The sequence below is a fragment of the Achromobacter sp. ACRQX genome, assembly GCF_022346505.1.
Taxonomy (GTDB): domain Bacteria; phylum Pseudomonadota; class Gammaproteobacteria; order Burkholderiales; family Burkholderiaceae_B; genus Achromobacter; species Achromobacter animicus.
In genome coordinates this window covers 170,969-194,411 of record NZ_JAKRML010000010.1, presented here as the reverse complement: position 1 = coordinate 194,411, position 23,443 = coordinate 170,969, and the positions used below count along the sequence as shown (strand labels likewise).

22 protein-coding genes are annotated in these 23,443 nt (G+C 66.2%); 10 read left to right on the top strand and 12 right to left on the bottom strand.

Features of this window, described 5'->3' with window-relative positions:
• Nucleotides 1–150 precede the first annotated feature (150 nt).
• Nucleotides 151–3,024: an autotransporter outer membrane beta-barrel domain-containing protein gene (locus MHZ91_RS28260; RefSeq protein WP_255809473.1), complete on the top strand. Its 2,874-nt coding sequence runs from the start codon at nt 151–153 to the stop codon at nt 3,022–3,024.
• Between the two features lie 26 nt (nt 3,025–3,050).
• Here MHZ91_RS28260 and MHZ91_RS12180 read toward each other — a convergent pair whose 3' ends face one another.
• Nucleotides 3,051–3,617 carry a hypothetical protein gene (locus MHZ91_RS12180; protein ID WP_239213771.1) on the bottom strand — a complete coding sequence of 189 codons (567 nt, stop codon included), beginning with the start codon at nt 3,615–3,617 and terminating at the stop codon, nt 3,051–3,053.
• A gap of 304 nt (nt 3,618–3,921) precedes the next feature.
• Here MHZ91_RS12180 and MHZ91_RS12175 point away from each other — a divergent pair, with 304 nt between their 5' ends.
• From MHZ91_RS12175 to MHZ91_RS12165, 3 genes are all read left to right on the top strand, one after another.
• Nucleotides 3,922–4,755: a DUF4189 domain-containing protein gene (locus MHZ91_RS12175; RefSeq protein WP_239213770.1), complete on the top strand. Its 834-nt coding sequence runs from the start codon at nt 3,922–3,924 to the stop codon at nt 4,753–4,755.
• Between the two features lie 226 nt (nt 4,756–4,981).
• Entirely contained in the window at nt 4,982–5,329 is a 348-nt protein-coding gene (locus MHZ91_RS12170; protein WP_175136402.1) for a VOC family protein, read from the top strand.
• Between the two features lie 10 nt (nt 5,330–5,339).
• Nucleotides 5,340–6,269 (top strand): CysB family HTH-type transcriptional regulator, encoded by a 930-nt coding sequence (locus tag MHZ91_RS12165; protein WP_175136403.1) that lies wholly within the window; start codon nt 5,340–5,342, stop codon nt 6,267–6,269.
• A 69-nt stretch (nt 6,270–6,338) separates the two neighbouring features.
• Here MHZ91_RS12165 and MHZ91_RS12160 read toward each other — a convergent pair whose 3' ends face one another.
• From MHZ91_RS12160 to MHZ91_RS12145, 4 genes are all read right to left on the bottom strand, one after another.
• Complete coding sequence (locus tag MHZ91_RS12160; protein ID WP_175121403.1) at nt 6,339–7,175, bottom strand: alpha/beta fold hydrolase; 837 nt, start codon at nt 7,173–7,175, stop codon at nt 6,339–6,341.
• A gap of 147 nt (nt 7,176–7,322) precedes the next feature.
• A complete protein-coding gene (locus MHZ91_RS12155) occupies nt 7,323–7,703 on the bottom strand; it encodes a response regulator transcription factor (protein WP_239213769.1) in 381 nt (126 codons plus the stop codon).
• Between the two features lie 116 nt (nt 7,704–7,819).
• Nucleotides 7,820–8,470 (bottom strand): response regulator transcription factor, encoded by a 651-nt coding sequence (locus MHZ91_RS12150; protein ID WP_175136406.1) that lies wholly within the window; start codon nt 8,468–8,470, stop codon nt 7,820–7,822.
• Nucleotides 8,467–10,344 carry an ATP-binding protein gene (locus MHZ91_RS12145; protein ID WP_239213768.1) on the bottom strand — a complete coding sequence of 626 codons (1,878 nt, stop codon included), beginning with the start codon at nt 10,342–10,344 and terminating at the stop codon, nt 8,467–8,469. The genes MHZ91_RS12150 and MHZ91_RS12145 overlap by 4 nt, the downstream gene beginning before the upstream one ends.
• Before the next feature lie 326 nt (nt 10,345–10,670).
• Here MHZ91_RS12145 and MHZ91_RS12140 point away from each other — a divergent pair, with 326 nt between their 5' ends.
• From MHZ91_RS12140 to MHZ91_RS12125, 4 genes are all read left to right on the top strand, one after another.
• Nucleotides 10,671–11,189, top strand: a complete 519-nt coding sequence (locus MHZ91_RS12140; protein WP_175183553.1) for a Dps family protein — start codon at nt 10,671–10,673, stop codon at nt 11,187–11,189.
• A 63-nt stretch (nt 11,190–11,252) separates the two neighbouring features.
• Complete coding sequence (locus MHZ91_RS12135; protein WP_239213767.1) at nt 11,253–11,756, top strand: redoxin domain-containing protein; 504 nt, start codon at nt 11,253–11,255, stop codon at nt 11,754–11,756.
• Entirely contained in the window at nt 11,753–12,292 is a 540-nt protein-coding gene (locus MHZ91_RS12130) for a DsbA family protein (protein WP_239213766.1), read from the top strand. The genes MHZ91_RS12135 and MHZ91_RS12130 overlap by 4 nt, the downstream gene beginning before the upstream one ends.
• Before the next feature lie 136 nt (nt 12,293–12,428).
• Nucleotides 12,429–13,994 carry a hypothetical protein gene (locus tag MHZ91_RS12125; protein WP_239213764.1) on the top strand — a complete coding sequence of 522 codons (1,566 nt, stop codon included), beginning with the start codon at nt 12,429–12,431 and terminating at the stop codon, nt 13,992–13,994.
• Between the two features lie 43 nt (nt 13,995–14,037).
• Here MHZ91_RS12125 and MHZ91_RS12120 read toward each other — a convergent pair whose 3' ends face one another.
• The 5 genes from MHZ91_RS12120 to MHZ91_RS12100 all read right to left on the bottom strand — a co-directional run bounded on the left by MHZ91_RS12120 (nt 14,038) and on the right by MHZ91_RS12100 (nt 18,485).
• Nucleotides 14,038–14,526 (bottom strand): heme-binding protein, encoded by a 489-nt coding sequence (locus MHZ91_RS12120; protein ID WP_056566538.1) that lies wholly within the window; start codon nt 14,524–14,526, stop codon nt 14,038–14,040.
• 116 nt (nt 14,527–14,642) lie between these two features.
• Entirely contained in the window at nt 14,643–15,257 is a 615-nt protein-coding gene (locus tag MHZ91_RS12115; RefSeq protein ID WP_105239080.1) for a response regulator transcription factor, read from the bottom strand.
• Nucleotides 15,254–16,693: an ATP-binding protein gene (locus tag MHZ91_RS12110; RefSeq protein WP_239213763.1), complete on the bottom strand. Its 1,440-nt coding sequence runs from the start codon at nt 16,691–16,693 to the stop codon at nt 15,254–15,256. The genes MHZ91_RS12115 and MHZ91_RS12110 overlap by 4 nt, the downstream gene beginning before the upstream one ends.
• A gap of 56 nt (nt 16,694–16,749) precedes the next feature.
• Complete coding sequence (locus tag MHZ91_RS12105; protein ID WP_239213762.1) at nt 16,750–17,913, bottom strand: HPP family protein; 1,164 nt, start codon at nt 17,911–17,913, stop codon at nt 16,750–16,752.
• Nucleotides 17,914–18,032: 119 nt separating this feature from the next.
• A complete protein-coding gene (locus tag MHZ91_RS12100) occupies nt 18,033–18,485 on the bottom strand; it encodes a MarR family winged helix-turn-helix transcriptional regulator (protein WP_175136414.1) in 453 nt (150 codons plus the stop codon).
• Nucleotides 18,486–18,568: 83 nt separating this feature from the next.
• Here MHZ91_RS12100 and MHZ91_RS12095 point away from each other — a divergent pair, with 83 nt between their 5' ends.
• Nucleotides 18,569–20,353 (top strand): chloride channel protein, encoded by a 1,785-nt coding sequence (locus MHZ91_RS12095; RefSeq protein ID WP_239213761.1) that lies wholly within the window; start codon nt 18,569–18,571, stop codon nt 20,351–20,353.
• On the opposite strand, the gene MHZ91_RS12090 is transcribed toward MHZ91_RS12095, so the two are convergent.
• Nucleotides 20,354–21,262: a LysR family transcriptional regulator gene (locus MHZ91_RS12090; protein ID WP_239213760.1), complete on the bottom strand. Its 909-nt coding sequence runs from the start codon at nt 21,260–21,262 to the stop codon at nt 20,354–20,356.
• A gap of 183 nt (nt 21,263–21,445) precedes the next feature.
• Between MHZ91_RS12090 and argC the strand changes: the two genes are divergently transcribed.
• Nucleotides 21,446–22,378, top strand: coding sequence for an N-acetyl-gamma-glutamyl-phosphate reductase (argC, locus tag MHZ91_RS12085; protein ID WP_239213759.1), 933 nt, complete (start codon nt 21,446–21,448; stop codon nt 22,376–22,378).
• Between the two features lie 51 nt (nt 22,379–22,429).
• Here the strand turns inward: argC and MHZ91_RS12080 are convergent, their stop codons facing one another.
• Nucleotides 22,430–23,419, bottom strand: a complete 990-nt coding sequence (locus MHZ91_RS12080) for a tripartite tricarboxylate transporter substrate binding protein (RefSeq protein WP_239213758.1) — start codon at nt 23,417–23,419, stop codon at nt 22,430–22,432.
• Nucleotides 23,420–23,443 lie beyond the last annotated feature (24 nt).

The window sequence follows — 23,443 nt, the reverse complement described above, 5'->3', positions numbered from 1 at the left end:
GCCCGCGCCGCCCACCCCATCGCCGCCTCACCCGCCGGCGGCCGACCCCATGTTGAACGCGCTGCCCCCGGCGGGAGAGGCGGCGATGGCGTGGGCGGCGCGGGCGGCGGCGGCGGCGGTGGCGGCGATATTCCCTTGAATGGAGTGCCTATGCTGCCAGGCGACGGCGGCAACGGCGGTCAGCCAGGGCTGGATGGCACCGTGGGCTCCGCTTTTTTTGGCGCCGGCGGCGGCGGTGCGGGCGGCAGCCTTAATCCGTTTGGCTGCGAAAGCGCCAATGGCGCCGATAGTGGTTGCGGTGGAGCGGCCGGGGCCGGCGGCGGGTTGGCCTACGGCGCGGGTGGCGGGCAGCCTGGCGCCTCCAACAACCTGAATGGCACGAACGGCGCGAACATCGTTTCTTCCCGGACGGGCGCCGGAGGCGGGGGTGGCGGCGCGCCCGGTGGCCTGGGGGGCAGAGGCGGCGGCGCCGAAGGCGGGCCTACGGGGTCAAGCGCTGGCGGCACGTCGTTAGGCGGCTATGGCATACACGTCGTGGGCGCCAACACCGTGATCACGAACGCCGGCCGCATTGTCCCGGGAACGGGGTCGGCGCAATCGGTGGCAATCCTGTATGCCGACACGGCCCACAATTCGGTGCTGCGGTTGCAAGGCGGCAGCGATATCCAGGGCACCGTGGATGCCACCCGATCCACCAACAACACGCTGGTGCTTGACGGCGCGGCAGGCGTCGACCCGACGACCGGCGCTTCAATGGCTTTCGACGTTTCGAAGTTGGGCGCTGCGGGGGGCGTTGGCGCCAACAAGGACGTGTACCAGGGCTTCTCCGCTTTCGAGAAAGCCTCCGAAGGCGCCTGGCAATTGGTCCATGCGCCCACGCAGGCACGCACCGCGTGGCGCATCACGGGCGGCACATTGGCCATTACCAGCGGCGACAGTCTTGGCAGCACGCTCGATGCCGTGACGCTGGACGGCGGAACGCTGCAGCTCCAGGACAACGCGGCCCTCCACCATGATGTGGTCGTTGACAGCACGGGCGCGATCAGCGTCGACGACGGACAGCAGTCAGTGCTGCACGGCGTGCTGACCGGAGACGGCAGCGACTTTGCCAAGACGGGCGGGGGCGCCCTGGCCATCGCAGCCGACGGCAACTTCCACGGCGTCACGCACATTGACGACGGCACGCTGCAACTCGGCGCGGGCGGCACAAGCGGCGCCATCGGCAGCGGCGCTTTCATCAACCACGGCACGCTGGCGTTCAACCGCGCGGATGACTTTGTGTTCGGCAATGCGATCGCCGGCACAGGGAACGTGGTGAAAGCGGGCCCGGGCCTGACGACGCTGACGGGGCCGCTGACTTACACCGGCTTGACACTGCTGAACCAGGGAGAACTGGCCATTGACGGTACGACGCTGGGCTCGATGTCAAGCGCGGCGGGCGTCATGGCAAAGCTCCCGCCGCAACACACGCTGACCTTGCGCAATGCAGAGTTGAACGGCTGGATGCATGTGCCGGACACATTGAACGTGGATGCCTCCAGCCGCTGGAACATGTTCACCGGGCCGGACAATCCCGCATACAACCCCGTATACGCGACCACCAGTCACGGGACCATAATTAGCTTCGCTGGCGAGATCAACCTTGCCGGCCGCATCAATTTCATGCCGCCCGGCACGGCCAATGGCCTATCCGGCGGCAGCGTGCTGGTCGCCGACAACCTGAACGGCCAGGACGGTATCGTCCAACTGCATGTGCAGTCGACGGAAACCGGATTCACCGATCTCATTCGGCTCAACGGCGGCGCCGTCGGAACGACACATCTGGTTCTGCAAATGGATGAATCCTCCGTTGGGGACGCGCTTACCGGCGACGGCGCGATGGTTGTCCAGGCAAATGGCCCGACCGACAACGCGTTCGTGCAACGGGAGGAAACGCCAGGGGCAAACCGCAGAGGGGCTTTTCTCTACCGGTTGCAACACGGATCAAATGTTGTCAATGGCGTACAGGTTGCTCCGCATAATTGGTATGTGCGCAGCGAAGCGCGGCCCGAGGTTTCCCTGTATTCCCAACTGGGCAATCAGGCCGCGCGCCACGGAGAACTGACCGTCGGCACGCTGAATGACCGGATGGGGGCCACGGAAAGCCTGGCCCGCAAGGTTTACCCCCTCGTGTGGGCACGCAGCCTGGCGGACTTGGGGCGTAATCACGGCAGCAGCGCCGGACTGGCCGCGCAAGACGTCGCGACGCGCTCCAGGCTGGCGGGCGTCCAGCTTGGAACCGACGTCTATGTGAACTTTCAAGGCTTGTCGCGGCGCAGTGCGGGGGTCTTTGCGTCAGCCAGCACCATGAAGACCGACGTGGACCATTATCTGGAAGTCAGCAAAGAAACCGTCGACGCGGGGCGCAGCGAGCAGACGGCGTATAGCCTGGGCGGCTACTACACGCTGCTGGATGGAAAGGGCAGCTATCTGGATCTGGTCACGCAGGTCAGCCGCTACGACGTCAAGGCCAATTCGGCTGCGGGCGCAGGTCAGTTGACCACCACGGGGTGGGGCGGCTTGATTTCCGCGGAGGCCGGAAAATCATTCGTCGTCGGCGACGACGCCAGCAACCTCCGGCTTGAGCCCCAGGCGCAGGTGATCTATCAGCGGATCAAGTTCTCGGGCAGCCAGGACGACGCAAGCGCGGTGGAGTTTCCCGGCGTGAACAGCTTGACGGGCCGACTGGGCCTGCGCCTGTCCCGGACATGGGATGCCGATTCCGCCAAGGCCAGTACGGCTTGGGCGACGGTCAACCTTCTAACCACCGCAGGCCACTCGTCAAGCCGCTATGCGACGGCCACGCAGGGCGACATCACCTTCAAGAACAAACTTGCGGGTCCGCGAGCGGGTTTGACGCTGGGATACGACAGCCTGCTGGGCGGAAATACCTTCCTGAATGTTCAAGCCGGCACGGAGCAAGGCATCGGTAGCCGCAGGTCCAGCAACTACAACCTCAACGCCGGGATCAAAATCATCTTCTAACGATGGCGCAGCATTGCACACGCTACTTACTTGACGACGTAATTCTTCGCCTCGGCTTCGCCCGCCCACTTGCGCAGCGCGCTGATGAACTCCGGGCACACGTTGCCATCGACGCTGGTGTCGGTGATGACGCTGTCCTGCATGCGCATCAGGACCTTGCACTCATACACACGCGTGCGGTTGGCGTAGTGGCCGGTGCTGCTGTTCTGGAACACCGGCGTGGCCGCCGTGGTGTTGGTGGCGGGGATCATGCCCACGACCTGCTGGCTGGTGCTGTCCACCACCCATTCGGTGTAGGGGGCGGACTGGTAGTCCGACCATTCCAGCTCCATCGTGTTGCCCACCGGCCGGATTTTGGAGGGCTCGCCCAGCGCCGCAATGGCGTCGTCGATGGAGCGGCCTTCCATGTTCTTGGCGACGTTCACGCTGGGCGAAAACGACAGGCCCGATTTAAACACTTGGCTCAATGACGGCATCGTGGAGCTGCCGCCGGTGGGCATCGGCGCGCAGCCGGCCAGACCCAGCGTGAGGAGCAGGCCGGTCAACAGAAGGAAGGAACTGCGGTGTCGGTTGGAATGCGGTGTCGGCTTCATGGTGTGTGGTCCAGGCTTGCGGGGTGGCAGGTCCCTCGGTAGGCGAGGACACGGCGCCGATTGTTTCTGTTCGTGACGGGTCCATTGATCGCTGGCGCCCTCGACGGCAATTCGCGCGGCCGAGACAAGGATGGCCCGCGCTGGAAAGTGCGACATTTTTACCGAAAAAAGGGGCCGGAGTTCGCAATCCGAAGTGTGAAATTTGTTACCTAATATGCCGGTTAAGCAACGCCATAGAGGGACGGACCCCGGGGACGCTGCGCTAAGATCGTCCCCGCCCAATCCACTGGATTTCACGACGATCATGCCCGCTCGCTTTCAATTCCTGATCCGCGCCGCGTTTGCGGCCCTGGCCCTGGTGGCGGGGCTGGCATCGCCCACGGCCCACGCCGCCGAAAAGCTCTACGGCGGCATCGCCACGGACGGCAAGCATTCCCGGATTTTCTGGGTGCTGCCCGAGACCGATGGCAAGGCGGCCGAAGCCGCCGCGCTGGCCGAATGCCGCAAGGCCGGCGGCAAGGAATGCAAGGTCTTGAGCTGGTTCTCCGACAGCTGCATGGTGTACGCGCGCAACTCCGTCCAGGATCTGTTCCCGGGCAACAGCGTGTCGCCCGAGATGGCCGCCAAGAAGGCGATCCGGCGCTGCACCGCCGGCAGTCCCGACGGCAAATGCCGCCTGACCACCATGCCGCTGTGCGTGGGCCCGGGTTACAGCGCCGCCGACATGCAGGCGCCCGTGAAGGCCACGCCCGCCGATCTGGAGCGCCTGTCGGCCAAGCTGAACCAGCGCGAATACTGGGGCGCCATCGCCGAAAACGAAGAAGGCGGCCTTCTCTATGCCGACGGCTATCCCAACGAAAACGATGCGCTGTCCAAGCTGCTGGATTGGGAAGACTGCAAGGGCTGCCGGAAGGTGCTGACGTACACCGACAGCTGCGTCGGTCTCGCGTGGCCCAAGGGCGCCAAGGGGCGCGGCACCAACTTCACCGTCCTCAACCCGGACCCGAAGACGGCCCGCGATGAGTCGCGTGCCGCTTGCAGCGCCAAGACCGGCAGCCCCGCTTGCGTGGCGATGGTGCGTTGTTCCGGCCGTTCGTATATCGACGGCTATGCGGGCGAGGACCAAAAACCGAACTGACGGCGGCGCACGATGCCGCTTGCAACAAGACGGGCCTGAGGGCCCGTTTTTGTTGTTGAAGCCGCCGCGTGGCGCGTTACGCGAACGCGCGCAAACGATCGTCGAACATATGCAAATAAGCCCGCGTCTTTAAGGCTTCTGGCAATGTCCAAGCAATTACAACCTCTTTGTCTGGTTGTACTTGCGCGGCCTAGAATCAGCCTTGTTCCATAGCAGGCGGCAGGGCATGTCATCGCGACTTTCGATCGAATCGGTACAGCTTCCATTCTTGTCGCAACGGCATCAGGCCGTCCGCGATTTCTACCATCGGATCATCGGTTTGGAAGAGATGCCGGGCGACGGCGACCGCCTGCGATTCGCCTTGGGCGACGCCACGTTGTCGCTGTCGCCGGTGGACGAAGTGAGCCGCGCGGTCAAACCCGACTACCTGGGCATCAAGGCCAGCGCCTACGACGACATCCTGTCGCGCCTGCGCCAGGCGGGTCATCATCCCGTGTGCTCGCTGCCGGATGCGCTGCCGCGTGTCATGTACGTGAAGGATCCTTCCGGCAATCAGTTGGCTATCCTGGACTGAGGCGCGCACGATGAACTTCCAGCAATTGCGATCCGTGCGCGAAGCCGTGCGCCGCGACTTCAACCTGACCGACGTTTCAGAAAGCCTGCACACCTCCCAGCCTGGCGTCAGCCGGCAGATCCGCGAACTGGAAGAAGAGGTGGGCGTCGACATCTTCGTGCGTTCGGGCAAACGTTTGATCGGTCTTACGCCGCCCGGCGAATTGATCCTGCCGCTGGTGGAGCAGATCCTGCAGGCGGCCGACAACATCCGCCATGCGGGCGCGGAGTATGCGGACAGCCGGACAGGCGTGCTGTCGATCGCGGCCACGCACTCGCAGGCGCGCTATGCCTTGCCGCCGGTCATCAAGGAATTTCGCCAGCGCTACCCCGAGGTCGTGCTGCATCTGCACCAGGGCTCGCCCAGGCAGGTCTCGGAGATGCTGCTAGAAGGCGAGGCCGACATCGGCGTGGCGACCGAAGCCGTGGCGGACTACCCAGGCCTGGTGAACCTGCCGTGCTACCGGTGGAGTCACAGCGTCATCGTGCCGCGAGGCCATCCGCTGGCGCGCCAGCACGACGGCGTCACGCTGTCGCAGCTATCGCGCTATCCCATCATCACGTATGGACGCGGCTACACGGGCCGCGCGCATATCGACGAAGCCTTTGCACGCGCCGGCATCACGCCCGACATCGTCATGACCGCGATGGATGCGGATGTGATCAAGACGTACGTGGAACTGGAATTGGGCGTCGGTATCGTGGCCGCGGTGGCCTGGGACGCCGAGCGCGACAGCCGGCTGTGCGCCATCGATGCGCGGCATCTGTTCGAGATCAACCTGACGCGGCTGGCGATCCGGCGCGGCGCATGGCTGCGCGGCTACGCCTTCCATTTTGTGGAGATGTTCGTGCCCACGCTGACACGGGAAGTGGTGGAGCGAGAGCTGAAAGGCGACGGCTGAGGCCGCCGTCATCGGGGCGAAAAAAAAGGAAGGCGCGGTGCCTTCCTTTTTCATTTCGCAACTACTGGATCAGCTCTTGATGAATGCCAGCAGGTCGGCGTTGATCACGTCCGCGTGGGTCGTCAGCATGCCGTGCGGGAAGCCCGGATACACCTTCAGCGTGCCGTTCTTGAGCAGCTTGACCGACAGGCGCGAGGCGTCGTCGATCGGCACGATCTGGTCGTCGTCGCCATGCATCACCAGCGTCGGCACGCTGATGGCCTTCAGGTCTTCGGTCTGGTCGGTCTCGGAGAAAGCCTTGATGCCTTCGTAGTGCGCCTTGGCGCCGCCGATCATGCCCTGGCGCCACCAGTTGTTGATCACGCCCTGCGAGACCTTGGCGCCGTCGCGGTTGAAGCCGTAGAACGGGCCCGCGGCCACGTCCAGGAAGAACTGCGCGCGGTTGTCGGCCAGCGCCTTGCGGAAGCCGTCGAAGACTTCGATGGGCGTGCCGCCCGGGTTGGACTCAGTCTTGACCATCAGCGGCGGGACGGCGCTGACCAGCACGGCCTTGGCGACGCGGCCCTGCGGCTCGCCGTGGCGGGCGACGTAGCGGGCGACTTCGCCGCCGCCCGTCGAGTGGCCGATGTGCACGGCGTTGCGCAGGTCCAGATGTTGAACCACGGCGGCGGCATCCGCGGCGTAGTGGTCCATGTCGTGGCCGTCGCTGACCTGGGTCGAGCGTCCGTGGCCACGGCGGTCGTGCGCAATGACGCGATAGCCCTGGGCGAGGAAGAACAGCATCTGGGCGTCCCAGTCATCGCTGGACAGCGGCCAGCCGTGGTGGAACATGATGGGCTGGGCCGTCTTCGGGCCCCAGTCCTTGTAGAAGATTTCAACGCCGTCGGGGGTAGTGATCGTGCTCATGTCTGGTTCTCCGGGGGGGTAGTTGGACCGCAGGGATAGACTAGGGCCTTATGCGTCACCGGGAAATCCTACGCTGGGCTTGGCGCGTCATACAAAGGTATAGGCGGGGTTTGGCGGCGGATGTGTCCAATCTGCCACCTCCCGCCTTTACGCGGGCTGCGCGCCTTGCAACGCGTCGGCCACGCACTGCGCCATGGCTTCGCCGTCCACCGGCTTGTCCAGGTAGGCACAGGCGCCCAGCGCCAGCAGCCGTTGCCGCGCCGCCTCGGTGGGGAAGGCCGTCATGAAGATCAGGGGAAAGCGGCGCCCCGACGCGATGAGCTCGGCCTGCAGCTGATCGCCCGTCATGGGCGACATCTGGACATCGGTGATCATGCAGTCCGGGTCGCTGCCTCGCGGGTCGTTCAGGAACTCGGGACCCGAGCCATAGGCGCGCACCTCGTAACCAAGCGAGCGAAGCAGGCTGCACAGCGCGATCCTGACCCCCTCGTCGTCGTCGACAACCGCGATAGTGGGTGTTTGGTTCATGTAAGAAAATCCATCGGGCCGGTCGGATCACGATGCGCATCCGATGCCCGGCATGTTCCGTTATGAACCTTTGCGCCTGGCGCGAAAATCATACAGAGGTTTGTCCCATCCCCGGGTCAGGACGCGGAAACGCCCAGCGCCTCGGCATGGCGGACCAGATCGGCGAGCGATCGGACCCCCATCTTGCGCATGACGTGGCCGCGGTGGATCTTGACGGTGATCTCGCTCAGGCCGATCAGGCCCGCCACCTGCTTGTTCATCAAGCCCGACACCACGTGCGCCATGACCTCCCGCTCGCGCGGGGTCAGGGTCTCGTAGCGGGCGCGCAGGCCGTCCATGGCTGCATCGCGGGAGCGGCGCTGGGTGTCACGCTCGATGGCAGCCGAAACCGCATCCAGCATGTCCTGTTCGCGGAATGGCTTGGACAGGAAGTCGACCGCGCCGGCCTTCATGGCGCGCACGGTCATGGGAATGTCGCCGTGGCCGGTGATGAACACGATCGGCAGGTCGATGCCTTGGCGGATGAGCTGATCCTGGAAGTCCAGGCCGCTGATGCCCGGCAGCCGCACGTCCAGCACGATGCAGCCGGGCGCGTCGGGAATCTGGGTCTGCAGCAGTTCGGCGGGCGACGCGCACAGGGTGGTCCGCAGGCCGATCGAGCGGAACAGGCTGTCAAGCGAGGCGCGCACGCTGGCCTCGTCGTCGACGACGATCACCTGGGATTGCGGAGCGGCGGGCGCGGCCCCGGTGGCGGTAAGGTGGTTCATGTGGAAGGGTTCCCCTGCGTGGTGGCGAGCGTCAGCGTGAAGGCCGCACCCGCGCCAGGCTTGTTTTCGACGGTAAGGCTGCCGCCATGGGCCTGCGCCGTGGTGCGGCAGATCGGCAGGCCCATGCCCATGCCTTGCGGTTTGGTGGTGAAGAAGGGATCGAACAGGCGTTCCAGGTCGTCCGGCGCGATGCCCGGACCGGTATCGCCCACGGAAACGGCGACCAGACCGTCGTCGTGGCGCCGGGCGCTGACGGACAACTGGCGGGCCTGCGTCTGGCCGGACATGGCCTGGCTGGCGTTGACCATCAGGTTGACCAGCACCTGCTGAAGCTGGATCCGATCGCCCATGATGAGCGGCAGGCCCGGCTCGATGTCCACCTGCAGCGCCACGCGCTCCCGCGTGAGCTCGTGCGCCACCAGGCGCGTGGCTTCGTCGATGACGGCGCCGATATCCAGCGGGGCCTGTTGCACCGGCGCCTTGCTGAGGAACGCACGAATGCGTTTGACGATCTCGCTGGCGCGCCGGCCTTCGGAAATGATGCGTTCCATGGCCAGCTCGACCTCATGCAGATCGGGCTGGGGACGGCGCAGCCAGCGCATGCCCGCGTCGCCGCTGGTGACGACCGCCATCAAGGGCTGGTTGACTTCGTGCGCGATCGACGCCGTCAGTTCGCCCAGCGTGGCGACACGCGCCGCGTGCGCGAGTTCGGTCTGCGCCAGCAGCAGCGCGTCCTGCGCCTGCCTGCGCTCGGTGATGTCCACGACAAAGACCAGCACGGAACCGTCCACGTCGTCGGCCGGCGGGAAGGTGATGGTGAACAGCACCGGCACCCGCGAGCCGTCCGCGTGCACCACCTCGGTCTCGCCTTCGTGGAAGGCGTCGCCCTGGGCAAACGCCGTCAGGGACCGCGCAAACATGCGGTCGTCTTCGCACAGGATGTCGTCGACGGAGTAGGGCGCGCTTGGGGCGACCGGCCGGCCCACCATGGCCAGGAACGCGGGATTCATGTCATCCACGTCGGTCAGCTTGCGCATCTGGCCGATGAATTCTGGATGCTGGGCGAGGTGGGCGGTGAGGGCGGGGCCATCCATCAGACCCAGGGCGGTCAGCTCGGTGCGCACGGCGCGCCAGTCTTCCTGGATGACACCGATGCGGCTGGCGTCGAACATGCGGCGGTAGCGTCTTTCGCTGCTGACCAGCGCGGTGTAGGCGGCCTTGCGGTCGGTGACGTCGCGATGCGTTTCCATGACGCCGGTGACCCGGCCCTGATGATCCCGTTGAAGCACCCAGCGGCTTTCCAGCACCAGCGTGGCGCCGGCCTGGGTCTTCTGTTCCAACGTACCGTCCCAGCTGCCGGTAGACAGAAGTTCGGCCTCGATGGCCTCGCGGCGGTCGGGGTAGCGGGTATGCAGCAGGTCATCGGCAACGCGGCCCAGCGCCATGCTGGCGGGCCAGCCATAGGCGTCTTCGGCGGTGCGGTTCCAGAAGTTGATCACGCCTTGGTGGTCGCGCACGAAGATCATGTCGTGCGACAGATTGAGCAGGCGCGCCTGCGCGGCAAGCCTGCGGGTAGCGCTCTGGTTTTGAAGCGCCAGCAGCGCCGCAATGCCGATGGCGGCCAGGCTGACCAGCGCGCGGGCCGTGGGCGAACCTACATGGTTCAGACCGTGGGAATTCAGATAGGCCGCGATGGTGAGCACGATGCCGCCGGTGCCCGCCACGATGATGTCCAGGCGCCGGAATGTGCGCGCCGCCAGCAGCACGACCACGACATAGAGCACGGCCACGGCGCCGTCGAAGTCGGTGAACGTGTCCACCACGGCAATGACCAGCGCCAGCAGCAGGGCGGCCGCGCGAAACAGAAATTGCATGCGATGCGGGCCCGCGGTCTCCGGGGCGCCGGGACGCGACTGCTGCGGCGGCTGGCCAGGTGCGCGGCCGAGTGTCGACGTGAGCAAGATCCACCTCTGGGTAAGGGCGCGCGCGTCGGGCAGGAAACCGGGGGCACGCAATGAGACCCGCACATTATCAGCCATCTTTGGAAGAAGACACGCGTATTTCCTGGGTAAACCTTGGTATGACCCGAGAAAACGATGAGCCGATTTTGCTGGCGGGGCGCCGTGGCTATTCTGGTTTCCATCGGGAATCGAAGCCCGAATCGTGAAGCCAACCCCTGAAGCCAACCCGGAGAAATTCCATGAACGATCTTTCGCTTCAAAGCCGCATGACCGCTCCCCTGCGCACCCCCACCGACCTGGGCGCCGAGGCCAGGGTCGACATCGCCGCCGCCCTCACGGGCCTGCTGGCCGACATGTTCGCGCTGTATCTGAAGACCAAGAACTTTCACTGGCATATGTCGGGTCCGCACTTCCGTGACTATCACCTGATGCTGGATGAGCAGGGCGACGAGATCTACGCCACGACGGATGTCATTGCGGAACGCGCCCGTAAGGTAGGCGGCACGACGCTGCGTTCGATCGGCCACATCCAGCGCCTGCAGCGGCTGGCCGACAACGACGCCGACTACGTAACGCCCGAAGACATGCTGGCCGAGCTGGCCGACGACAACCGCCGTCTGACGGGCTTCCTGCGCGCCACGCACGCCGTGTGCGAGGAACACAACGACGTCGCCTCGACCAGCCTGATCGAAAACTGGATCGACGAGGCCGAGCGCCGCACCTGGTTCCTCTACGAATCGACCCGCGCCGCACGCTGATCCGACCCGGCCACATGCAGTCCTGACCTTCGCGCCGCGCGCGGCGCGTCCAGGAGACGTTTCATGTCATACGACTATCCCGCGGCCGTCCTGCCTGCCGGCACGACCGCTCCGTCCTTCGCCTTGCCGGCCACGCCGGACCAGACGGTTGCGCTGGAAGAATTGCGCGGCCGGCCGCTGATCCTGGCGTTCTATCCCGCGGACTGGAGCCCTGTCTGTGGCGACCAGATGGCGCTGTACAACCAGATCCTTCCTGAATTCCACAAGGCCGGCGCGCAGCTGGTCGGCATTTCGGTGGACGGGGTCTGGTGCCACGCCGCGTTCGCCGCGGACCGCAAGCTGCATTTCCCGCTGCTGGCGGATTTCGAGCCCAAGGGCGAGGTCGCCCGGCGCTACGGCGTCTATCGCGAACAGGAGGGCATCGCTGATCGTGCGCTGTTCGTCATTGACGCCGAGGGCGTCATCCGGTGGAGCTATGTGTCGCCGCTGGGCATCAACCCGGGCGCTGACGGCATCCTGGACGCGCTGGACAAGCTTGCCCCCGCTTTGCAAGGAGTTCGATCATGAGCCGCCTTTTCATCCCCGTGAATGCCCAAGATCACGCCGAAGGGCCGGACACCGCGCCCGTGACGCTGGTTGAGTATGGCGATTACGAATGTCCGTATTGTGGCGAGGCCTATCCCGTGCTGAAGGCGGTGCAGCGTGCGCTGGGCGACCGGCTGCGCTTCGTCTTCCGCAACTTTCCCATTTCGGAACTGCACCCGGACGCGGTCGCGGCGGCGGAATTTGCCGAGGCCGCCGCGGAGGCGGGCAAGTTCTGGCAGGCGCACGACATGCTTTATGAGCGCCAGAACGCGTTGAAGGAGAGCGATCTGTTCGCCTATGGCGAGGAGATCGGCTTGTCGCCGCAGGTGCTGCACCGCGCCTTTGGCGGGGCGTTCGATTCCAAGATCGAAGTGGACTTCAGCGGGGGCGTGCGCAGCGGCGTGAACGGTACGCCCACGCTTTTCATCAATGGCGTGCGGTACGACGGCCCGCGCGATGCGGACAGCCTGATTGACGCGCTGAACCAGGCGGCACGTACCGCGCCGGTCCATGCGTGAAGGGGGAGGGACCGGCATCGCCCGGTCGCCGCGTTGCCCTGGGACTTAAGTCTGGCGTTTTGCTGCCGTTACATTTCTCGAAGGAACCCCGGCCGGGTGGCAGGCTTGCCTCCGGCTTTCCAGAGGAAGAGACGCCATGACATCCGTTGCCTCCATCGGCCCCGTGACCACGATCGGTCTGGCGCCGCCCGCCACCGGCGTGACCCGTGCGGGCGACAAGGCCGATATCGCGGCCGTGCCTGCATCGACGACGGTCACGCTTGGCCAAGGCACGTCCCCCGCGCTGACCTACACCTCGCAGCCGGCGGCCGCGGGCGTGGTCTGGGAGCGCGACGCGGCGGACAAGGTGTCCTCCGTCATCGCCGACACGATTTCCGCGCGCACGCTAGCCGGGCGTCTGGAAGGCGTGGCTTCTGCGCTGCTGGACCGGTTCCAGACCGACGGCACCAACTATTCGCAGTCTGCCAGGTTGTCGCCGGGCGCCGGCCAGATCGACGCCCTGGGCAACGTGCAGACGGGTTCGGCCGCGCAGGCCGAGGATGCCTACACGCTGCGCATCACCACGGCCAGCGGCGTGAAAGTCCAGGTCAGCCTGACCAACACTGCAGATGGCATTGGGGTGCAGATCGACGTGGCCGAGGGCGAGCTGTCCGAGACCGAGCGCAAGGCCATCGCCGGTCTATCCGAGGCGTTCCAGGACGCGGTGGACGGCCTGGCGTCGGTGCCGCCGCGCATGGCGTGGTCCAGCCTGGCCAAGTTTGATTCCGCAGTGCTGTCGTCGGTATCGCTGCAGGCCACGACCACGACGGATGGTGTCGTCTCGCAATCCATCGATTTTTCCGCGGACAGCAAGCAGCGGTCGCTGACCATCAAGAACGCCGACGGCGTGGTGAAGGTCGACGTCGACGTAAGCAAGGCCGCGCTCTTTGGCAATGCGCAGCAGCGCGCTGCGGCCGTCAGCGATTATCTGCAGCAGTTCGACGCGGCCCGCAGCCGCGGCAAGGGCGACGAGGCCCTGATGGCGGTGTTCAAGGACGCATTCGCCGAACTGCACCAGAGCTACGAAGCCGGCGCCGCCCCGTCCAGCCAGTCGCCGCGCATCGTTGCCGCTGGCTACACGTATCGCAGTCTGCTGTCGGGCGTGGCGGACTTCTCGGCCTCGATCTCGCAGACCATGGACGCGAGCAATCCGTACAAGACCAGCGAAGTCGACCAGTTCACCTATCAGGTCTCGCAGAGCAGCAGCACGAGCGGCCGGCCCTTGTTCGATCTGGGCGTCAAGCAGGAGCAGCGTGCCAATCTGACCGCCAGCTACCATTTGGCACTGACGCCGCAGCAGACGCTTGACCTGTCCAAAGACAAGGACTCGCAGAACTACAAGTTCATCCAGATCAAGGACGAGGTCACCAGCCAGACCGGCATCCAGTACGAGCTGGGCGCGCTGGCCGAAGCCACTTTCACGCATACCCGCAATCTGTCGACGCGGGTGCAGTCGTACGTGAAGGGCGAGCTGATCGAAGACACCTTGACCCCCGTGATTGAAACCCGCACGCGCGACCTGCTGTCGCTGGTGCGTGCCGCGGAGCTGGAGCCTTCGGAGAGCGAGCGCCTGCAGCGCCGGGACCCGGCGGCAGCGGATGCGATGCTGCTGAACAAGCATCTGGCGCTGTCGCGCGCAGTGGCGCGGGAACGGCAGGACTGAACGGGCTGCGGGGTCGGAAGATCGCCCGCAGCCGAGCCGCTTTTTACTTGAACAGCGCGGCGTTCTCTTCCAGCACCGCATCGGCGCATTGCGCGTCCAGGTTGCCGCCCGGTGCGCCGGCCACGCCGATGGCGCCGATCACGCTGTTGCCGGCCTTGACCGGCACGCCGCCGCCCAGCAGCAGAAAGCCCGGAATGTCGGTCAGGTTGGCCGCGCCGGGGTTCTTTTGCGCGTTTTCCATCATGGTCAGGGTGGGGGTCTTGGCAGACACCGCGGTAAACGCCTTGGCGCGGCTGGCTTCGATGGTGTGCGGGCCGGCGTTGTCGGCGCGCGCAAAGGCCTTGAGCAGGCCGGCGCGATCCACGACCGAGGCGCTGACGTTGTAGCCCTTGGCCTGGCAGGCGGCGACGGTGGCGGTCGCGAGCTTCTGCGCGTCGGCCATCGACAGGTTGTTTTCGCTCAGCACGGCAGCGTTGGCGGCGCCGGCGAAAGCCAGCGTGGAGAGCAGGGCGGCAAGCGACAGTTTCTTCATGGTCTGCATCCTTTTCGGGGGTGTTGCGGTAGGAGCAGACAGTGTGGCCAAAAGGCCGCGGGCGCGGTATACGCCCGACTACGCGCGCGCCTCCGTAGCGTTACGGAGGCGGCGCTTCAATCGAGCAGCGTCGCGTACTGGCGGATCAGTTGCGCCAGCGACTCGGCTTCCAGCTTGGCGAAGACGTTGGCGCGATAGGTCTCGACCGTGCGCGGCGACAGATCGAATTCGCGCGCAATCTCCTTGTTGCTCATGCCACGCACGATGCGTTCCAGCACCTCGTGCTCGCGACCCGACAGCCGTGCCAGGCGGTCCGCCGCCGCCTGCGTGACGGCGAGGCGTTCGCGGCTGGCGATGTGCGTGCGCACGGCAGCCTGGACCGCATCGAGGAAGACGTCGTCGTCGACCGGCTTTTGCAGGAACTCCATGGCGCCGCCCTTGAACGCGCGGCGGCACAGGTCTACGTTGGCATGGCCGGTCAGCATGACCACGGGCAGGTCGGACCGTTCGGCCAACTGCGCCAGCACGTCCAGTCCGCTGATGCCGGGCATGCGGATGTCCAGCACCACGCAGCCGATCACCGGCTGCGCCAGCGCGGCAAGAAACGCCATCGGGTCCGCAAAGCCCGCGCTGCGCAGGCCAACGCTGCGCAGCAGCAGCCCAAGTCCGTCGCGGACCGCGTCGTCGTCATCCACCAGATAGACCAGCGGGGAATGATCGTTGGGATTCATGCGGCGGCTCCGGCCTGCGGCAGGCTGACGGTAAAACAGGCGCCAGCGGGGCTGAGGTTGCGCGCGGCGATGCGGCCGTCCATGGAACCGGCCAACGTATCGCACAGCGCCAAGCCCAGGCCCATGCCCTGTTCGCGGGTCGTGAAGAACGGTGCGAAAAGGCGCGGCATGGCGTCCGCGGCAATGCCCGGGCCGGTATCGCTGACGCTGAATTGATAGCTGCCATCGGCTGCGCGGCCTTCCAATGCGATCTGGCGCGTGCCCGAGGCGCCGTCCAGCGCATCCGCCGCGTTCTGCACGAGGTTGTGCAGGATCTGTTCAAGGGCCACGCGATCGCCAAGCGGCCGCGCGCCGGGACTGGCGTTGGTCCAGGTCAGGCGGATGCCTTGTCTTGCAAGCTCCGGCTCGCGCAGAAAGCGCAGCGAGGCCACCAGCGCGTCGGGGTCGATGGCTTCGCGCCGCGTGGGCGAACTGGGCTGCACCAGCGCGCGCATGCGGCTGATGATGTCGGCGGCGCGCTTGGCTTGTTCGGCGCTGGCAAGCAGCGCGTGGCGCACGACCGGGCGCTCGTCCTCGTCATCCAGCAGGCGTGCGGCGGCGCGGGTTTGCGCCAGGATGGCGGTCAGCGGCTGGTTGAGCTCGTGCGCGATGCCGGCGGCCATTTCGCCCAGCGTGCTCAGGCGCGCCATGGCCGCCAGACGCACCTGTTCCTGCTGCCGGCGCGCTTCTGCGCGCGAGCGATGCCAGGCGGCGGCGCCGGCCACCAGCAAGCCGCTGGCCACGGCCCAGGCCAGCCACGCGGTCCACGGCCAGAATCCGGGCGTCAACGTGCGGGTGCTGCGCATCTGAAACGGCTGGCTGGCCGCGCCCAGCGGCTTTTGCAGCGCCAGCGTCCAGCCGGGCAGCGCATCGATGGGTTGCTTGTCCAGCAGCGGTAGCGGGGTGCGATCCACCGTCAGGGTCAGGTTGCCCAGGCCCGGAGGAAAGTCGGCGGCCGGCACGAGCTGCCGCGCGTCGATCAGCAGGCTCCACCCGGAAGGCGATACCAGCCAATAGCGCGCGTCGTCGACGGCAATCGTGACGGGGCGACCCAGTTGCCGCGCGCGCTTCACCGCTTGTTGCAGGCCAGCCGGCGCGGGCAGGCTGCCCGCCCAGACGCCGCCCGGCAGATGGCCAAGCCCCAGCAACTGCGGCATGGCGGGCTGCAGGCTGGGGAAGAGACGTTCGGGAGCGGGGGGATGCGACAACGCGGCCAGCGTGGCCAGGACGGCTTCATGCTGCACTGTCTTCTGGCTCAGCATGCGCTGGGCGATGCTGGTGCTCTGGAAGAAGCGCTCGTACTGGTCCACGTACTCCTGCCGCGCGATCCAGATTGCGCCCAGAAAGAACAGGACCAGCCAGCAGATGAAAGCGCGCGTGCGCGAGAGGGGATTCACGCCGGCAATTATGCCTTGCGGCAAATGCGCACCGGAATCCGTAGGGCTACGGAGGGTCAGGCGGCCAGCTTGTGCGGCCCGGCGGCGCCCGCGGGCTGCGAGTTCGCGGACACCGCCATCTGATACAACGCGGCCACCAGGTCCGATTGCGTCACCAGCCCTTGCAGATGGCGCGATTCGTCCAGCACCGGCACGCAATGCAGGCTGTCCGACATCGGACGGGCCAGCTCGATCACGGGCAAGCCGGGTGTGGCGAATGGCACTTCGCTGCGCATGCAGTCGGCCACCAGCAGGTCGGGCGCGGATTCGGTATCCGTGGGGACCGGGGTCAGACGGCTCTTTCTCGCCAGCACATCGCCCTGAGCGATCATGCCGGCGTAGCGGCCCGCTGAATCCAGCACGGGCAGGGCCTGCACGCGGTGCTTGTCGAAGAGGCGGACCGCGTAGTCCAGCGGATCCTTTTCCATCACGGTCACCACATCGCGCGACATGATGTCGGCGCAACGCACGTCGCCAAAACGGCGGACGCTGGCGCGCAACTCCGCAGCCAGCACGATCTCTTCCAGGTCTTCCTTGCTGATGTCCAGCAGCTCGCCGCGCTGGCTCAGCGCTTCGTCCAGGTCGGTTCGCGAAAAGCCCAATCGTGCACTGGGAATCGGATCGCGCGTGTTGTGGCCGGCAGCCGGTTCCGCATGGCGGCGGGGATAGTTGCGTTTCAGCGCGCCGTTAAAGACCACGGCGATGCACAGCAGGATGACGGAGTTCAGCGCAACGGGCCACAGGGCGAAGGCGTAGCCCAGTTTGGCGACCGCGGGGCCCCCCAGCACGGCGGTCAGCGCGACGGCGCCGCTGGGCGGGTGCAGGCAGCGCAGCGAAAACATGGCGCCAATGGCAAGCGCCACGGCCACGGCCGCGGCGATACCAGGTACAGGAATGAATTGGGCGCAGAAGACGCCAATCAGGGCAGACACCAGGTTCCCGGCCATCAGCGACCAGGGCTGGGCAAGCGGACTGGCAGGTGCTGCAAACAGCAGCACGGCCGACGCGCCCATCGGGGCGATGAACCACGGATTGTCGGCGCCCAGCGCGTGACGTCCCACCCACTCGGTGCAGAGCAGGCCGAGCAGGGCGCCTACCGCGCCGCAAAGTTTTTCGCGTCCGTTGACGCCGACGGGCGCTGGCGCGAACGACCCCAGCCAGCGCTTGAATGCAACACCCAAGACAATCTCTCCTCGCGACGCATTGATATGTCGCGGGGCGACAATTTATCACGCCGCTTATTTCCTGGCGGCATGAGCTTATGTCGCACAGACGCAGTCGAGGGTGAAAAACGGGTGGATCAGTCCTTGCCGGTCTCGGCGCCCATGCGTGTCAGCAGCCGCGTCAACAGCGGGCGCATGGCGTGCAGTTCTTCGAGGTGAGAGGCGGACAGATCTTCGAGCATGCGCTCGGCTTTGGCAGTCAGCACGACCTCGACGCGGCGTCCGTCTTCGGGGTCGGCTTCGCGGCTGACCAGATCCAGCCGCGCCAGACGGCCTACCAGTTCAGCGGCGGTGTGCGGCCGGATCAGCAAGCGGTCGGCGATTTCGCCGACATACAGTCCGCGCCGTCCGGGCGCGGTCTTGCGCGTGCCCTTGATGGCGAGAAGCGCCTGATGCTGCTGCGGCATCAGGTCCAGGCCCGCGGCCGCGCTTTCGCTGAACGCCGCGAATTTTCGCAGCGCATAGCGGAAATCCGCGAGCAGTTCGTAGTCGGCGGGAGACAAGCGAGTGGGTGTCGGGGAGGCGTTCACCCGGCGATTCTAATATATGTCGTGCTACGATCTATATGACTTTTCGCAAACTCCGTGCGAATACTTCCAACCCTTCCTTGACCATGCCCCCCATTTCCTCTTCCGCCAAGCCCGGACTGCGGCTTGGCGACTTCACCACCGACCGTCGCGTCGTCCTCTTGATGGGCCTTGCCATACCGGTCGGACTGGCCAGCGTCGCCGCCGCCTGGCTGCTTCTTCGCCTCATCGCACTGTGCACCAATCTGGCCTATCACGGCCTGTTTTCGTTTGCCGACCTGCCCATCACGACGGGGCGGCTCGGACTCGGTTCCGTGTTCATCCCGGTCATCGGCTGCCTCATCATCGGCCTGATGGCGCGCTATGGTTCGGAGAAGATCCGTGGCCACGGCATCCCCGAAGCCATGGAAGCCATCCTGATCGGCAAGAGCCGCATCCAGCCGAAGGTGGCGGTCCTTAAACCCGTGTCGTCAGCGGTGTCCATCGGCACCGGCGGCCCGTTTGGCGCCGAAGGGCCGATCATCATGACCGGCGGCGCGATCGGCTCACTGCTCGCGCAGACCATTCACCTGGACGACGGCGAACGCAAGACGCTGCTTGTTGCGGGCGCGGCCGCCGGCATGACCGCAATCTTCGGCACGCCGCTCGCCGCCGTGCTGCTGGCGGTCGAGTTGCTGCTGTTCGAATGGAAGCCCCGCAGCTTCCTGCCCGTGGCCGTGGCGGCGCTGGTGGCGGCCGCAACGCGCAGCTTCATCATGGAGCCCGGCCCGATCTTTTCGTATGCCGGCGCGCTGGCCTTCACGCCGTGGCACCTGGTGGCCTGCGCCGCCGTGGGTGTGCTGGCGGGCTTGGGGTCAGGCGTGCTGACCTCGTTGGTGTACGCAGCCGAAGACCTGTTCGAGAAGCTGCCGATCCACTGGATGTGGTGGCCGGCCATCGGCGGGCTGGCGATCGGCATTGGCGGGTTGATCGAGCCCGCCGCGCTTGGTGTGGGCTATGACAACATCCGGCACATGCTCGCGGGCGATCTGGCTTTTCAGGCCGTGCTGGGGCTGCTGGTGGTCAAGGTCGCCATCTGGTCGATCGCGCTGGGCTCGGGCACGTCCGGCGGCGTGCTGGCGCCGCTGCTGATCTTTGGCGGGGCGATCGGTGCGCTGGCGTCGCCCGTGCTGCCGCAGGCAGATCCCGGCTTTTGGGCGCTGGTGGGCATGGCGGCGATGATGGGCGGCACGATGCGCGCGCCGCTGACCGCCACGCTGTTTGCCGTCGAATTGACCGGCAACATGCACGCGCTGCTGCCGGTGCTGGCAGCCTGCGTGTTTGCGTATGGCGTGACGGTGCTGTTGCTCAAGCGGTCGATTCTGACCGAGAAGATCGCGCGTCGCGGCCACCATATCAGCCGCGAATACCGCGTGGATCCGTTCGATCTGCTGCGCGTTGCCGACGTCATGACCACGCCGGTGCAGACGTTGCCCGACACGATGACGGTGGCGCAGGCCGTCGCCCATTTCACGACCGCGCAGCCGGTGCATACGAGTTATCCGGTGCTGGACGGGCAGGGCGTCGTGGTGGGCGAAGTGACGCGTGCCGACACCCTGGCGTGGGCGCTGCAAGGTGCGCCGGACGAACGGACGCTGGCGCAGGCGCTCGATGGGCGCGAGCTGGTGTACGGGCACGCTGATGAACTGGCCAGTCAGATCGCCGACCGGATGGCGTTGTCCGGGGCGGGGCGCGTGCCTATCCTTGATCGCGATAGCGGCCGCCTTCTGGGCATCGTTGGACGAAAGGATCTGTTCCGGTCCCGCGCGCGGCGGTTGCGCGAGGAAAGCCAACGGGCGGCGTTCTTTCGCCGGGCACAGAAGCCAGTCTGACTAAGTCGCCGCAGCGACTTTGCCGCCCGACGCGCGCAGTTCCCACAGCACGTCCAGCACGTGCTGCGTGGCGGCTTCCACTTGCCCGGCACGATGCGCGATGCCCAGTGGACGCCACAACGCGGGCCGCACCGGCCGCATGATGACGCGGGGATCGGGTTGCGGCGCGGTGGCCTCATGCGGCAGTAGCGTCGCGCCATAACCTGCAGCCACCAAACTCTTGATGGCGTCGTTGTAGTTCAACTGAATGCGCGCGCGAGGGTTGAGTCCAGCGGCCGCGAACCATTCTCCGGTCAGGCGCGACAGCCGCGTGCTGGCGTCATTCAGAATCAGCGGCCGTTCGGCCAGCCACGCGGGCGTGAGGCGCGCTGGCGCTTTCCAGGCCGCAGGTAGAAAGGCCATCACCGGGTCGCGGCGCCACGGACGCAGCACCAGACCGTCGATGGGCGGCTGAGGCAACGCGACCAGTCCCACATCCAGCGTGCCTTCGGCCAACCGCAACAAGGTTTCCTGCGACGTCAGCACCGCGACTTGCACGTCGATGCCGGGGTGATCGCGTCCCAATGTTTCCAGCGCCTGCGGCAGCAGGTGGGCGATGGCCCCGGTTGACGCCCCAAGCCGCACGCGGCCCGCCAGCCCTTGCACTTGCCGCTGCACGTCATCCAGCGCCTGGTCTGCCTCCGCGAGCAAGCGGCGCGCACGTTCCAGCAAGGTTTCTCCGATTGACGTCGGCCGGACCTGGCCGCGTTTCCGGGTGAGGAGCGGGGCGCCGACGCGGGATTCGAGGTCCGATACGTGCAGGCTGACCGTGGGCGGCGCCAGATGCAGGGCGCGCGCGGCGTCGGCGAACGAGCCGAGGTCGGCAATGGCGACCAGGGTGCGCAGACGGTCCAGGCTGATTTCGCGCATGAGAGTTTCCGGGGCTGGGTGTCGGCTTCGGTTGCGGATTCAGGGTCAAATCCTATATCGGCTCAGTTCAGAAATCCTGAACCAAACGATCATGATATTCGACTTTTCTTATCTCGCCCGCAGATCGAAGATAAGGTCCATTCCTGAACGAATCAGGCAACGCCGAACCACCCGGACAGCATCATGACCCAACCACTTGTTTTCATCGACGGCGACCAGGGCACGACCGGCCTGCAGATCCACGAACGGCTCAACGGCCGCAGCGATTTGCAACTGCTGACGCTGCCCGAGTCCGACCGCAAGAACCCGCAGCGCCGCGCTGATGCGATCAATTCCAGCGACATCGCAATCCTCTGCCTGCCCGACGATCCCGCGCGCCAGGCGGCCGCGTCCGTCGTCAATCCCAAGGTGCGCATCATCGACGCCAGCTCCGCGCATCGCACGGATGCGGGCTGGGTGTACGGGTTTCCGGAAATGAGCGATGGCCAGGCCGAGCGCATCGCCCACGCGCTGCGGGTCAGCAACCCGGGTTGCTACCCCACCGGCGCCATTGCGCTGCTGCGGCCGTTGGTCCAGGCGGGCCTCGTGCCCGCCGACTATCCGGCGGTCATCAACGCGGTGTCCGGCTACTCGGGCGGCGGCCGGGCCAGCGTGGATGCCTATGAAGGCGCGGATGGCCCGCGCGGTCCCGCGTTTCAGGTCTACGGTCTGGGCTTGGGGCACAAGCACACCCCCGAGATCGAACGGCACGCCGGCCTCACGCAGCGTCCCGTTTTCGTGCCGTCTTATGGCGCTTTCCGCCAGGGCATCGTCCTGACGATTCCGCTGCACCTGCGCCTGCTGCCTGCTGGTGTGGATGCCGAAAAAATCCACGAATGCCTGCAACAGCATTACGCCGGCGCGAAGCACGTGCAGGTCGTGCCGCGCGACGAGGCCGCCGCGCACACGAACCTGAATCCCGAGGCGCTGAACGGCACGAACGATCTTCGCCTGGGCGTCTACGGCAATGCGCAGCACGGCCAGGTGCTGCTGACGGCCGTGTTCGACAACCTCGGCAAAGGCGCCTCGGGTGCGGCGGTGCAGAATCTGGATCTGATGCTGGCGGCGATGCGTTGACGCCGATGGCCGCGGGGCCGAGCCATCGGCCGCCGCCCCGGGCACACATCCCTACTTGTCGAGCCAGGGCGCTTCTTTCCAAAGCTGCTGGAACTGCGCTTCGCCCGCCTTCAGCTCTTTCGCATATTCGGCGGGCGGCAAGTAACGCAGCGGCGCGAACATGTCCCGGGCCTTGGCCTGGAACTCCGGATCGTCCACCGTACGCTTGACCGCCGTGACCAGCTTCGTGCGCACGTCGTCCGGCAACCCCTTGGGCGCGGCCAGCCCGCGCAGCGAAGCCAGTTCAAAATCGAAGCCCTGTTCCTTGAACGTGGGCACGTCCGGCAGCGCGGCCGAGCGCGTGTTGCCCATCTGGCCCAGGAAGCGCAGCGGCGTGCCGCCTTTCTGGTATTGAAGCGCCTCGCCCACGTTGATCGCGCCGATCGTGATCTCGCCGCTTGCCAGCGCACCGCGCACCTCGCCTGCGCCCTTGTACGGGATGTGGCTGAGCTTCGTGCCGGACGCCCGCTCGAACCGGAGCATGGCCAGGTGGTCGTCCGACCCCGTGCCCGTGGTGCCGACGGTAACCTTGCCGGGGTTCTTCTTCGCGTAGGCGGACAATTCCGCAAGGTTCTTGACCGGGTTGTCGTTCAGGACCGTGAAGGCGCCGGGATCATCGATCAGATTGCCCAGCAGGTCAAAACTCTGCCAGGTGAAGGCGGTCTTGCGTTCGATGGGAATCGTCAACAGGTTGGGCGTGTTGATGAAGCCGATGGTGTAGCCGTCCGGCTGCGCGCGCGCCAGTTCCGCGAAGCCGATTGCACCGCCCGCGCCCGGCCGGTTCAGCACGACGATGCGCGCGTCACCGCCCAGGTGCTTCTGCAGGTAGGGCGCCATCATCCGGGCCACCAGATCGGTGCCGCCACCCGGTCCGTATGACACGATCAGGTTGATCGGTCGGTCCGGATAGCCGGCGGCCTGCACGGCGCCGGAGAACATTGCGGCGCCCGCGAGCAGGGTGGCCAGGGTGCGCAGCGTGCGGCGCTTGTTTTGTTGTTGCATGGTTGTCTCCTCAGGGGTTCTGGC